Below are 12,340 nucleotides of genomic sequence, written 5' to 3' on the forward strand. Positions count from 1 at the left end.
CGTAGGCAAGCGCTTCCACAGCACTCGGCGAATGGCTTAGAGTGGCGGCATGAACTCGCGTAACAGCACAGAGTGGTGGCGTTCGGCTGTCATCTATCAGATCTACCCCCGTTCCTTCGCGGATGCCAACGGCGACGGGCTGGGCGACCTGCCCGGCATCACCTCCCGGTTGTCGGCACTGAAGTCGCTCGGCATCGATGCGATCTGGCTCTCGCCCTTCATGACGAGCCCGCAGAAGGACGCCGGCTACGACGTTGCCGACTACTGCGACGTCGACCCGATCTTCGGAACGCTCGACGACTTCGACGCGATGACGTCGCATGCACACGCGTACGGCATCCGCGTCATCGTCGACCTCGTCCCCAACCACTCCTCTGATGCGCACCCGTGGTTCCAGGCGGCACTCGCAGCTGAGCCTGGCTCACCGGAGCGGGCCCGATACATGTTCCGCGACGGCCAGGGCGAGACCGGCGAGATCGCTCCTAACAATTGGCAGAGCGTCTTCGGCGGCCCGGCCTGGAGCCGCACGACCAACCCGGACGGCACCCCCGGGCAGTGGTACCTGCACATCTTCGACTCAAGCCAGCCGGACTTCGACTGGACCAACGAAGAGGTGCGCGAGATGTTCCGCGGCGTGCTGCGGTTCTGGCTCGACCGTGGTGTCGACGGCTTCCGCGTAGATGTCGCCCACGGCATGATCAAGGCAGACGGCCTGCCCGACTACACCCCGCCCGTCGAGGGCGGCAGCATGGGCGGCGGCACCCCGCTCGGCCTCGAACCGGGCATCGACGACTTCGAAGACATCGACGGCGGCGCTCCGTACTGGGGCCAGGAAGGCGTGCACGAGATCTACCGCGACTGGCACCTCCTCCTCGAGGAGTACGAGGGCGACCGTGTGCTCTGTGCAGAGGCGTGGGTCGACCCGCTGTCGAAGATGGCGAAGTGGGTGCGCCCAGACGAGATGCAGCAGGCCTTCAACTTCCCGTACCTCGAGACGCCGTGGGAGGCATCCGCCCTGCGTGCTGTCATCGACGAGTCACTCGAGGCGTTCGGTGCCGTCGGTGCGCCGAGCACCTGGGTTCTGTCGAACCACGACGTCGTCCGGCACGCCTCGCGGCTCGCCCTCACGGCCGAGAACCCGCAGGGCCACGGCATCGGACCGAAAAGCCCCGGCCAGCCGATCCGCGAGACCGGCCTGCGCCGTGCCCGCGCGGCAACGGGGCTCATGCTGGCCCTGCCCGGTGGCGCCTATCTGTACCAGGGCGAAGAACTCGGCCTGCCTGAGGTCATCGACCTTCCCGACGACGCACGCCAGGACCCGACCTGGTTCCGGACCAACGGTGAACGCTACGGTCGTGACGGATGCCGCGTGCCGATTCCATGGGAGGCCGGCACCCCCGCGTACGGCTTCAACACGACCGGTGCTGCCTGGCTTCCGCAGCCGGACGACTGGGACAGGTACGCCCGCGACGCCCAGGTCGGCGTTCCGGGTTCGACGCTCGAGTTCTACCGCGAAGCCCTGCGGCTCCGCCGCGAGCACACCCTCGGGCTCGGCAGTGTGACCTGGCTCGAAGGATTCGCCGACTCCGTCGTTGCCTTCAGCAATGGCCCGGTCACCGTGATCGCAAACACGGGCGACACCGCCGTGCGCCTCCCGGCAGCGTTCGCCGGCACGGACCTGCTGCTGGCATCCGGAGGTTTCGACGGAACATCCGTCCGCGCCGACTCCACCATCTGGGTGCGAACCCCGTAGGTTCGGTCGCGGTGAGGGCGGGGAGCTTCGGCTTCTCGCCCTTTTCCGTTGGGCAGAGAGTCCGCCGCCCGACGCCCTTGGCCGCGCACGAGGCACGGTGCTTAGCTGGGTGCATGAAGGCAGAGGATGCCGCGGCGAGCGGCCGGCACGCGGACGAACCGCACGGGAATGGCATCGCTTCACGACTGAACTGGCTTCGGGCGGGTGTGCTCGGCGCCAACGACGGCATCGTCTCCGTCGCGGCGATCGTCGTCGGTGTCGCCGGTGCGACAAGCGCGTTTTTCCCGATCCTCACGGCGGGGATGGCCGGCCTCGTCGGCGGCGCGATCTCGATGGCGCTCGGCGAGTACGTCTCGGTGTCGAGCCAGCGCGACAGTGAACGCGCGCTCGTCGCCAAGGAAAAGCGGGAGCTCCGCGAAATGCCCGAGGAAGAACTAGACGAACTCACCGGTCTGCTCCGCGCACGGGGACTGACCGATGCCACTGCTCGCCAGGTCGCCGTCGAGCTCACCGACCGCGATCCCCTCGCCGCTCACCTTTCGCTCGAGCTCAACATCGACGAAGAGGACATCGCCAACCCGTGGCATGCGGCTATCGCATCCGCTATTGCCTTCACCATCGGCGCGATCCTGCCGATGCTCGCCATCCTGCTGCCGCCGGAGGACATCCGCATCCCGCTCACCTTCGTGGCGGTCCTGCTCGCGCTCGCGCTCACCGGTGCGCTCGGCGCCCGGCTCGGCGGGAGCCCGATGCTGCGCCCCACGATCCGGGTCGTGGTCGGTGGCGCACTCGCGCTGGCCGCGACGTTCGTCATCGGTTCGCTGCTCGGCACGACGGTGGCCTGACGCTCAACCGGGCGAAAGGAGCGGATGCCACGCTCGACAGGGCGGACGGGCTGGTTTGCTTCAGCGACCCCTGATCACGGTGAGGAGGCCATGCAGCTCAGCTGCCGGGGTTGACGATCTCCCCGGCGTTGGCTGTAATCCACCGCAGGAGCGGGAGCAACTGTGATGCGAGTTCGTGGCCGAGCGGGGTCAGACTGTATTCCACTCGCGGCGGGATGGTGGGATGTGCGTCCCGGAGCACGAAGCCGTCTGTTTCTAGGGTGCGAAGTGTTTGCGCGAGCATCTTCTCGCTGATGCCCTCGATGCTGCGGCGCAACTCGCCCCACCGCAGGGTGTCACCGGACAGCGCGACCAGGATGAGCACTCCCCATTTGCTCGTCACATGGTCGAGCACAACCCGACTCGAGCAGTTCGCGGCGAAGACGTTGGCTCCGGACCCTGAGGATCCCACGAGCTCCGCGAGCCGATCCGCAACCTGTTTGTCGTCCATGTCGATAGAGCTTACCTAAAAGTGGGTACCTCCCTGTGGGAAGTTCCGGCGGCATCCGGTGGTTCCACCGAAGGACCGGTCCACAGAACCGGACCAGCGAAAGGAAACCCATGACCATCGTCGTCACCGGAGCAACCGGATCCCTCGGCCGTCTCATCATCGATCACCTTCTCAGCCGCGGCACCCAGCCGCAGCAGATTGTCGGGGTGGGCCGGAACACCGCCAAACTTGCTGAACTCGACGCCCTCGGCGTTTCGACGGCAGTCGTCGACTACGCCGATCGCGCCAGCCTCGACGCCGCTTTCGCCGGCGCAGACACCCTCATGCTCGTCTCCGGCAGCGAGGTCGGCCGCCGCGTGGAACAGCACTCCAATGCCATCGACGCCGCGAAGGCTGCGGGCATCTCGCGCATCGTCTACACGAGCGCACCGCAGGCAGACACCACCGCCCTGATCCTGGCTCCCGAGCACAAGGCGACCGAGGAACTGCTGCAGGCGTCAGGCATCCCCTTCACCCTCCTCCGCAATGGCTGGTACACCGAGAACTACGAGAGCACTATCGCACAGGCGCGCGCCACGGGCGTCTACCTCGCCAGCTCGGGCGACGGTCGGATCGCCAGCGCGTCACGCACCGATTACGCCGAGACCGCGGCCATCGTACTGACCAGCGACGGGCACGAGGGCGCCGTCTACGAGCTGTCGGGGGACGTCGCCTGGGATGGCGACGAAATGGCTTCCGCGTTGAGCCACGTCGTTGGACGGGACGTCGTTTTCAGCTCGGTGAGTCCCGAAGAACACGTCGCTGCTCTCACCGGTGCAGGACTCGACGAGCAGACCGCCGGATTCCTCGTCGCCCTCGATGGGAACACCCGTGACGGTCTCCTCGCGACAATGACGGGCGACATGAAGCGGCTTCTCGGCCGCCCGACCACCCCGTTGCGCGAGGGGCTTGCCGCGATCGCGTAACGCCCAACAGGGCATCATGACCGCCGTCCACGCTCGACAGGAACGGTGGGCCGTTTACCGAGCCCACATCCTGTCGAGCGTGGGCAGCCAGGATCAGGATGCAGCCGGGCGGCGAACCAGTCGGGCCAGGAAGTACAGCACGGCTCCCACGGCGAGCAGGATGCCGCCGAACAGCCAGACGTGGCCGCTTTGCTGGGTGAGCAGCAGCACGCAGGATGCCACACCGAGGATCGGCACGATCGTCCACACCCGGAAGTGCTTGTGTTCGACCTTGTCGCGGCGCAGCACGAGGACCGCCACATTTGTGGAGATGAAGACGAACAGCAGCAGGAGCACCACCGTCTCGGCGAGCGTGCTGAGGTCGCCGACCAGCGTGAGCAGCATCGCGACGGCCGTGGTGGCGATGATGGCGACCCACGGCGTCCGGCGCTGGGGAAGCACCCTGCTGAGGGGCGCAGGCAGCAGGCCGTGCTCCGCCATGCCGAAGGCAAGCCGGCTGGACATGATCATGGTCAGCAGCGCCCCGTTCGCGACGGCGACGAGAGCGATGAGGCTGAACAGCCATTCGGGCACACCGACGCCGGATGCCGCGACGACCGCCAGCAAAGGACCGGACGACTCAGACAGTTCCGCGGCCGGCAGGGCGATGGCGCTCGCCAGCGCGACCAGGATGTAGACCACTCCCGCCGTCGCGAGCGAGCCGAACAGCGCCAGCGGATACACCCGGCTCGGGTTACGGATCTCCTCGGCCACGTTGGCCGAGGTCTCGAACCCGACGAACGAGTAGTACGCGATGATGGCCGCGCCGAGTGTGGCGACCGCGGGCACTGACCCCTCAGGGAACTGGCCGATCCGTGAGACGTCTCCGCCGCCGTTGCCGAGCATCACCGCGACGACGACGATCACGATGACGAGGCCGCTGAGTTCGATGATGGTCATCACGACGTTGCTTTTCAGCGATTCGCTGATGCCCCGCGCGTTGAGGCAGGCGATGAGTGCGAGGAAGACGATGGCAGCGGGAACCGGGGGCACGTCGATGAACGTGTTCAAATACTCCCCCGCGAAGGCGAGCGACAGGCCGGCGGCGCTCGTCACGCCGGCGGCGAGCATGCTGAATCCGACGAGGAACGACACGATCGGGAGCTTGAAGGCCCGTTCGGCGAACACGGCGGCGCCGCCCGCCCGCGGGTACTTGGTCACAAGTTCGGCGTAGGAACCGGCGGTGAGCAGCGCGAGCAACAGGGCGAGCGCGAGAGGTGCCCAGAGCGCACCACCCACCTCGCCGGAGAGCACACCCATCAGGGCGTAGATTCCTGCCCCGAGGACGTCGCCGAGGATGAACAGGAAGAGCAGGGGGCCTGTGATCTTCCGGTTCAGTTTTGTCGGTGGGGCATCCGTTGTGGATGCTTCTGGTGTTGTTGCTGCTGTGGTCATGCGATTCCTCCGGCTGTAACCCTAGGGAGACAGCGGCGGGGCGCCCATTTTGGAGGGAGGGGTTGCGGAGGCAGGCCCGGGTAGGGCATGGCGGTCAGCCGAGGATGGATGCCTCAGCGCCGGCGTCGAGGAGCAGGTCGTGCAGGACGTCGAAGAGAGCCGGGTCGGCGGCCAGGGTGAAGTCCGCACTGGCGGCGGAGCCGTGCAGCCCGGCAACGCGGGCACCGGCCTCCTGGGCGATCAGGGCGCCCGCAGCGTGATCCCACGGGTTGAGGCCGCGTTCGTAGTAGCCGTCGAGCCGGCCGCACGCGACGGAGCAGAGGTCGAGTTCGGCCGATCCCATCCGGCGGATGTCTCGCACCTGTCCGATCAGGTGCTGCACGATTCCTGCCTGCCAGATCCGGCGGTCGGCGTTGTACGCGAACCCGGTACCCAGGAGGGCGAGCGACACGGGAACCGCGGAGTTGGAACGGATAGTTCGCCCGTTGAGCGTTGCGCCTTCGCCGAGCGCTGCCGAGAAGGTTTCTCCGGCGGCAGGATTGGTGACGGTCGCGGCGAGCGCTTTCCAGGTGTGCGGGTCGGGGTCGCCTTCGACGACCGCGATGCTCACAGCGTAGTTCGGGATGTCATAGAGATAGTTGACGGTTCCGTCGATTGGGTCGACCACCCAGGTCAGTCCGCTCGTCGACGACGATGCTTCGGACTCTTCTCCGAAGAATCCGTCGTCGGGGCGGGCGTCCGCCAGCATGCTCCGGATGAGAGCTTCCGATTCGTGATCGGCGAGGGTGACGACATCCTCAGCCGACGATTTCGTTGCCGCGACGGTGACACCTTCGGTGCGGCGGCTAAGAATCAGCTCGCCGGCCTTGAGCGCGATTTCGGTGGCCAGGTCCTGCAACTCGGTTGTCATGCAATCAACGCTAGACCACTCGCCTGAACCGACTAGGCCCCGGGTTCGCCCTCCTCCAGCGGCGCGTCGGGCGGGCACGCCGCGCTCGCGACAGCCCCGGCCCACAGGCCGTCCGCGGCGATCCGTGCGCGGATCCGGGTCAGCATGGACTCGAGAACGTCCTGCTCTTCAGGGGTCAGTGGGTCGAACACCGCCTCGCGGACGAACGTCACGTGGCCTGGCGCGGCGGCGCGGATCGCCGCCCAGCCGGCATCAGTGAGTACGACATCCTGCCCGCGCCCATCGAGGTCCGAATGGACCCGCTCGACCACGCCCTTCGACTCCATTCGCCGAACCAGGTGCGACAAGCGGCTCCGCTCCCAGCCGAGGTCCGAGGCCAGGTCACCGGCTCTTTTGCGCGCGCTGGAGCACTCCGAGAGCACCGCGAGAACCGAGTACTCGACGATGGACATTTCGGAATCTCGCTGAAGCTGGCGGTCGAGGGCTGCCGGGAATTCCCAGATGAACTCGCGGAGGGCCAACCAGATCTCCCGTTCCCGTTCGTCCAGCCAGCGGGTGGGCCGGGAGTCGTCTCCATTCACGGCACGGCACCCTTCATTTAGTTGACATGACAATCAAACTGCGGCAAACTCATTCCGTCAGACTAATTGACACATCAACCATAGGAAAGGTCTTCAATGACTAAGATCGCCATCGTCACCGGGAGCACCCGTCCAGGCCGCAACAATAGCGGCGTTGCCGAGTGGGTACTCGCACAGGCGCAGCAGCGCTCGGATGCCGAATTCGAACTGGTCGACATTGCCGACTTCAACCTTCCGCTCCTCGACGAGGCGTACCCGGCCGCGTACCAGAACTACACGAACGACCACACCAAGGCATGGTCTGAGAAGATCGCCGAATTCGACGGCTTCGTCTTCGTCACCGCTGAGTACAACCACTCGGTCGCCCCGGCGCTCGCCAACGCGTTGTCCTACCTGAACGCCGAGTTCGCCAACAAGGCTGCAGGCATCGTCGGCTACGGTTCGGCCATGGGCGTTCGTGCCGTCGAGCACCTGCGTGGAATCCTCTCGGAGCTGCAGGTCGCTCACGTTCAGAAGACCGGCATGTTCAGCCTCTTCACCGACTTCGAGAACTTCAGCACCTTCGCTCCGACCGAGCTGTCGGCCGTAACGCTGGCACCGGTTCTCGACCAGCTCGTGCCGTGGACAAAGGCTCTCGAGGCCGTCCGCGCCGAGGCTCTCGTCGCGGCGTAGTTCGCTTTTCCTTCTACAGGGTGTCCCGCCGATGGCGGGGCACCCTGTAGCCGTTAACGGACAGATGCATGCAAAGTCAAGCCACCCTCCGATCGGCGGACGTTACATAGTCTGAGGATACGGAACGGCCATTCGGTCGAAAAGACTTCTGCCGTGCACTGAGGGATTCAACACTAATGTCGAGTACAGCAAACGAAACAATCACGCGCGAAACCGCCACCGTCTTTCCTGCACCCGCCGAACCGACCCACTTCGCCCGGATGGGTGGGGTGTACGCCTGGGTCATCGTGACTCTCGGCATTTTCATGCTCGCGGGAACACTCAGCGGGATGGAGCGAGGCACCGAGGCCGCGGACACCGGAGTCCCACGGACAGAAACAGTCACCACGGTCGTCGTGGACACCACGCGCTGACGAAAGCAGTGCCCACAGACAAACGAAGGACCCCGGCCGCATCGGCCGGGGTCCTTCGTTGTGATGTGCAGGACTGACGCTAGGCCTGGCTGATGGCATCCGCCTTCTTCCAGCGCCGCGCTGCAACGAAGGACCGCACGCCCAGAGCGATGTAGATCAGCAATAGCACGAAGGTGATCGCGCTGACAACGACGGCGAGGGGCCGTTCGGCGGTCCCAGCGAAGACCTCACCGATCTTGAGGACGTTCATGAACGTGCCGACCAGGCCCAGGAGGGCAACGACAAGAGCGACGTGGACGCCCAGCATCGGCTTTTTCCGGGCGATGAGCCCGCAGATCACAAGCACGACACCGAGGAAGGCCGGAATCAGTGCCGTCACGCTGGCGAACGCGGAGGCCACGTAGCTGATCACTCCCAGCACGACCAGGACTCCGCCGGCGATCAAGGTATTGCGGGGCATATTCTCTTCACTTTCTCTCCTGGCCGAGGCGACAAAAAAGCCCCGACCGATGGCCGGGGCCGAATCTTGCGACTCTCAAGCCTGTACGCATTGCTCACTGTGCCCGTATTTCCGGGATTCCAGCATACCGTGGGCGCGCTTTCAGCGCGGGCCTGCCGGCTTCGCCGTCGTTAACGCACGACCCGGAATCGCAGATGCGTTTCACTGGCGAAGGCCGTTGTCTCGATCCGTTCCAGGTCGACGCGTTCGCCGAGCCCGCCGAAGAGCGAGATACCGTCGCCGAGCAGCACCGGCACAACGTCCAGGACGATCTCGTCGACCAGGCCGAGCTTGAGGCATTGCCGCGAGATGCTGCCGCCCAGAAGGCTCACACTCTTATCTCCGGCCGCTGCCCGGGCGGTTTCGACGGCGTGCTCAATGTCGTTGACGACAAATGTGTAAGTGATGTCGTCCCGAACGATCGGCTCGTGAGCGTGGTGGGTCATCAGGTACACCGGAGCTTTGAGCATGCCGCCATACGGAATCTCGCCGTCATCGATGGTCTGGGACTTGTTGGCGCCGCCGACGATGGCGCCGATCTCGTCCATGACGCTAGCGACGCTTGCCCCGTCTTCGTCGACGGACGGGAAGTCGAACATCCAGTCGACGCCCCCATCGGGGTCAGCCATGAAGCCATCGAGTGTCACCGTTGCGTGGATGAAAACTTTCCCCATGACAAGCACTCCTTACCCGGACGGGGGCGTGTTCGGCAGAACGACCTCTTCCTGCGCACCCGGTCTGACGCGGGGCGGCAAGGCACTCAGTCTGTCAGGCGCCGCCTCCTCCGGGAAGGGCTCGTGCTGGCGTGATCAACAGAAAAGCCCCGGCCGATGGCCGGGGCTGAAATCTGCCGCAGTTCGCGGAATTCCTTCGTACGTGGCGAGTGAGGGATTCGAACCCCCGAATGCTGAGCAGTCTGATTTACAGTCAGATCCCTTTGGCCGCTTGGGTAACTCGCCAGACGCACCCGACCGACTTGTACAGACAACCGAAGGCGCTTGAAAATAGTACTCCGTGACGGGCGATTTCCGCGAATCGACGGGTGCCTCAGGCCACCGGCGGCAATTGCAGCAGCGCGCCGTCCTGCCGACACGTGTGCGCGGCGACGAGCATGGCGTCGTCGAGCAGGCGCCCCCACTCGGCATCGCCTGCCGGCACCCCCGCGGTGGCGAGAGTGTGCACAGCGGCAGCGAGCGTGGCATCCCCTGCGCCCATCGTGTCGACGACCGGTCCGGGCAGGTCCGCGATGGGTCGTGAGGCGGTGCCCGTCGGCGTCGAAACGGATGCCCCGTTGCGTCCCGCCGTCGCAAGCACGTTCGCCGCACCGCCCTGCCTCAACCGCTCCACAAGCTGCGGCAGCTCGATGCCGTACAGCAGGTGGGCGTCCTCATCACCGACTTTGCAGAGGAGCGAGGTCGACGCCAGCCGTTCGAAGTTCGAGACGAATCGCCCAGCGTCGTGCAGCATCCCGGCGCGAGGATTCGGGTCAAGCACCAGACGTCGCCCGGGGTTCGCCACGGCGTCCTCGAGGGCTGCCGCCTGCTCGTCGTCGTCGAACGGGAAGCAGCTGACCACGACGAGGCGGGCATCCGCGATGGCCAGGCGCTCCTCGTCGCCGAACACGACCCGGCGAGCGCGAGCAGCCTCGTTGAAGGTGTAGCGAGGTTCACCCTCGGCGCGATCGCTGATCGCTCGCGATGAACCGAGCAGCCCGGGCGTCGCGAGAAACTCGACACCATATTGGTCGAGGAAGGCCCGGATGCGTTGTCCGTCGGCATCGTCGCCGATCATCGCGATGAGGGTGGTCGGCACGCCCAGTCGCGCGAGGCCGACGGCGACATTGAGTGCGGCGCCGCCGACGAAGTCGCGGCTGCCAGAGGCATCCCGCATCTCGTCGATGAGCGCGTCGCCGATCACGACGACCCGTTCCTCTTCCCTGTGCATGCGCTCCCCTTCTCGTCCGCTATCGAGCGTCCCACACCAGCGCGACCGACGCCACCAGGACGGCCGCATGCGCTCCGGCGCGTCGCTAAGCTGGCCACCGGCAACAACTTCCACCCAAGGGGTCCTAATGTCGGGCATCGATGAGGTCGCGCGTCGCGCGGGCGTCTCAACGGCGACGGTGTCGCGGGCGCTCAGCGGCCGGGGCTACGTGTCGGATGCCACCAGGCTGAAGGTCGCGGAAGCGGCCGCCGAGCTCGACTACGTCGTGTCGTCAAACGCGTCCAGCCTGGCTTCGGGCCGCACCCGTAACGTCGGCGTCGTGGTGCCGTCGCTCAACCACTGGTTCTTCGCATCGGTCATCGAGGGCGCGGAGAGCGCTCTTCTCCGTCAGGGCTACGACCTCACCCTCTACAACCTCACCGGCGGCGGTGACGAGCGCAAGAGCGTTTTCGACCACTTCCTGTTGCGACAGCGGGTCGATGCGGTCATCGCCATCGGCCTCGAACTCACCGAAGAGGAGGTCTCGAGCCTGCACGCGATGGGCAAACCGCTCATCGGTGTCGGCGGGCCGATCGCCGGCGTGTTCAGCCTCATCATGGACGATGTCGCGGTGACGCGGCTCGCCACCGAGCACCTGCTCGGGCTCGGCCACACCCGCATCGCACACATCGGTGGCGACAAGGAGTTCGACCTCGACTTCCACCTGCCCACGAGCCGGCGCAGTGGTTACGAGGCCGCGTTGCGGGATGCCGGGGTGCCACTCGACGAGGCCCTGTTCCGCCCCGCGGACTTCACGTTGCCCGGCGGCTACGAGGCCGCGAAACAACTGCTCGGGAGCCCACACAACCGGCCAACCGCGATCGTGGCATCCTCAGACGAGATGGCGATTGGATCGATCCTCGCCGCTCGCGATCTCGGCCTCTCCGTGCCGCAGGATGTCTCGGTTGTCGGCATCGACGACCACCAGCTGGCAGCGTTCTTCGGGCTGACGACGGTGGCGCAGTTCCCGCGCCGTCAGGGGGAGCACGCCGTCGAGGCGCTGATGCAGCTGCTCGAACCGGCGGCGGACGCTCCGCAGAGCGCCGACGTGCCGCTGCCGTACGAGCTCATCGTGCGGTCGTCGACGGCGCGTGCGCCGCAATAGCGCGCCTGCACCCTGCGCGAATTCACTCGGTGCGGACGGATTCACGCCGCGCGCCGGATGCATCCGTCCGGTTAGCGTGAATTCGTCGCCACTCCGAGGCCCCGCCCGTCGAGCCGCGGAAAGCCGTAGGCTGGGGCCATGGCTGATTCATCGTTTGACGTGGTTTCGAAGGTCGACAAGATGGAGGCGGACAACGCCATCCACCAGGCGCACAAGGAGCTCGAGCAGCGCTACGACTTCAAGGGCACCGGGGCATCCATCGCGCAGTCCGGCGACAAGATCCTCATGAAGGCGAACAGCGAGGAGCGTGTGAAGGCGGTCCTCGACGTGTTCCAGACCAAGCTCATCAAGCGCGGAATCTCGCTCAAGAGCCTGGACGCCGGCGAGCCGTTCGCGAGCGGCAAGGAGTACCGCATCGAAGCCGAACTCAAGGACGGCATCACGCAGGAGAACGCGAAGAAGATCAACAAGATCATCCGCGACGAGGGCCCGAAGGGCGTCAAGAGCCAGATCCAGGGCGACGAACTGCGCGTGCAGTCGAAGAGCCGCGACGACCTCCAGGAGACGATCGCCCTGCTCAAGGGCAAGGACCTCGAGATCGACCTGCAGTTCATCAACTTCCGTTAGAGGGCCGGGCCGATCGGGCCGAGCCAGTCGCTCGCCCCGTAGCGGCGCAGGTCGATGTCGACG

14 protein-coding genes and 1 tRNA gene are annotated in these 12,340 nt (G+C 66.0%); 7 read left to right on the forward strand and 8 right to left on the reverse strand.

Annotated elements, in window-relative coordinates:
• The first annotated feature begins 49 nt into the window (after positions 1-49).
• Positions 50-1,753, forward strand: coding sequence for a glycoside hydrolase family 13 protein (locus tag BM197_RS01420; protein ID WP_090708162.1), 1,704 nt, complete (start codon positions 50-52; stop codon positions 1,751-1,753).
• A 113-nt stretch (positions 1,754-1,866) separates the two neighbouring features.
• Entirely contained in the window at positions 1,867-2,598 is a 732-nt protein-coding gene (locus BM197_RS01425; RefSeq protein ID WP_090708164.1) for a VIT1/CCC1 transporter family protein, read from the forward strand.
• Between the two features lie 97 nt (positions 2,599-2,695).
• On the opposite strand, the gene BM197_RS01430 is transcribed toward BM197_RS01425, so the two are convergent.
• Complete coding sequence (locus tag BM197_RS01430; protein ID WP_090708166.1) at positions 2,696-3,088, reverse strand: winged helix-turn-helix transcriptional regulator; 393 nt, start codon at positions 3,086-3,088, stop codon at positions 2,696-2,698.
• Positions 3,089-3,198: 110 nt separating this feature from the next.
• On the opposite strand from BM197_RS01430, the gene BM197_RS01435 reads away from it, so the two are divergent.
• Positions 3,199-4,053, forward strand: coding sequence for an SDR family oxidoreductase (locus tag BM197_RS01435; RefSeq protein WP_090708167.1), 855 nt, complete (start codon positions 3,199-3,201; stop codon positions 4,051-4,053).
• Between the two features lie 93 nt (positions 4,054-4,146).
• Here the strand turns inward: BM197_RS01435 and BM197_RS01440 are convergent, their stop codons facing one another.
• The 3 genes from BM197_RS01440 to BM197_RS01450 form a co-directional block, all read right to left on the reverse strand.
• Complete coding sequence (locus tag BM197_RS01440) at positions 4,147-5,487, reverse strand: APC family permease (RefSeq protein ID WP_090708170.1); 1,341 nt, start codon at positions 5,485-5,487, stop codon at positions 4,147-4,149.
• A 94-nt stretch (positions 5,488-5,581) separates the two neighbouring features.
• The gene (locus BM197_RS01445) at positions 5,582-6,397 is read right to left on the reverse strand and encodes an inositol monophosphatase family protein (RefSeq protein WP_090708171.1); all 816 of its coding nucleotides are present in this window, start codon (positions 6,395-6,397) and stop codon (positions 5,582-5,584) included.
• A 32-nt stretch (positions 6,398-6,429) separates the two neighbouring features.
• Positions 6,430-6,978 carry a MarR family winged helix-turn-helix transcriptional regulator gene (locus BM197_RS01450; protein WP_177216673.1) on the reverse strand — a complete coding sequence of 183 codons (549 nt, stop codon included), beginning with the start codon at positions 6,976-6,978 and terminating at the stop codon, positions 6,430-6,432.
• Between the two features lie 96 nt (positions 6,979-7,074).
• Between BM197_RS01450 and BM197_RS01455 the strand changes: the two genes are divergently transcribed.
• Both BM197_RS01455 and BM197_RS01460 read left to right on the forward strand, forming a co-directional pair.
• Positions 7,075-7,650: an NADPH-dependent FMN reductase gene (locus BM197_RS01455; RefSeq protein WP_090708173.1), complete on the forward strand. Its 576-nt coding sequence runs from the start codon at positions 7,075-7,077 to the stop codon at positions 7,648-7,650.
• Between the two features lie 176 nt (positions 7,651-7,826).
• Positions 7,827-8,063: a hypothetical protein gene (locus tag BM197_RS01460; protein ID WP_090708175.1), complete on the forward strand. Its 237-nt coding sequence runs from the start codon at positions 7,827-7,829 to the stop codon at positions 8,061-8,063.
• Positions 8,064-8,142: 79 nt separating this feature from the next.
• Here BM197_RS01460 and BM197_RS01465 read toward each other — a convergent pair whose 3' ends face one another.
• The 4 genes from BM197_RS01465 to BM197_RS01480 form a co-directional block, all read right to left on the reverse strand.
• On the reverse strand, positions 8,143-8,523 hold the full coding sequence (locus BM197_RS01465; protein ID WP_090708177.1) for a hypothetical protein: 381 nt from the start codon (positions 8,521-8,523) through the stop codon (positions 8,143-8,145).
• 170 nt (positions 8,524-8,693) lie between these two features.
• The gene (locus BM197_RS01470) at positions 8,694-9,236 is read right to left on the reverse strand and encodes a dihydrofolate reductase family protein (RefSeq protein WP_090708179.1); all 543 of its coding nucleotides are present in this window, start codon (positions 9,234-9,236) and stop codon (positions 8,694-8,696) included.
• 203 nt (positions 9,237-9,439) lie between these two features.
• Positions 9,440-9,521, reverse strand: a tRNA-Tyr gene (locus BM197_RS01475).
• Positions 9,522-9,609: 88 nt separating this feature from the next.
• Positions 9,610-10,506 (reverse strand): PfkB family carbohydrate kinase, encoded by an 897-nt coding sequence (locus BM197_RS01480; RefSeq protein WP_090708180.1) that lies wholly within the window; start codon positions 10,504-10,506, stop codon positions 9,610-9,612.
• A gap of 127 nt (positions 10,507-10,633) precedes the next feature.
• On the opposite strand from BM197_RS01480, the gene BM197_RS01485 reads away from it, so the two are divergent.
• Complete coding sequence (locus tag BM197_RS01485; protein ID WP_090708181.1) at positions 10,634-11,650, forward strand: LacI family DNA-binding transcriptional regulator; 1,017 nt, start codon at positions 10,634-10,636, stop codon at positions 11,648-11,650.
• Positions 11,651-11,788: 138 nt separating this feature from the next.
• On the forward strand, positions 11,789-12,277 hold the full coding sequence (locus tag BM197_RS01490) for a YajQ family cyclic di-GMP-binding protein (RefSeq protein ID WP_090708182.1): 489 nt from the start codon (positions 11,789-11,791) through the stop codon (positions 12,275-12,277).
• Positions 12,278-12,340: the final 63 nt, after the last annotated feature.

This window comes from Mycetocola miduiensis, assembly GCF_900115155.1.
Taxonomy (GTDB): domain Bacteria; phylum Actinomycetota; class Actinomycetes; order Actinomycetales; family Microbacteriaceae; genus Mycetocola_A; species Mycetocola_A miduiensis.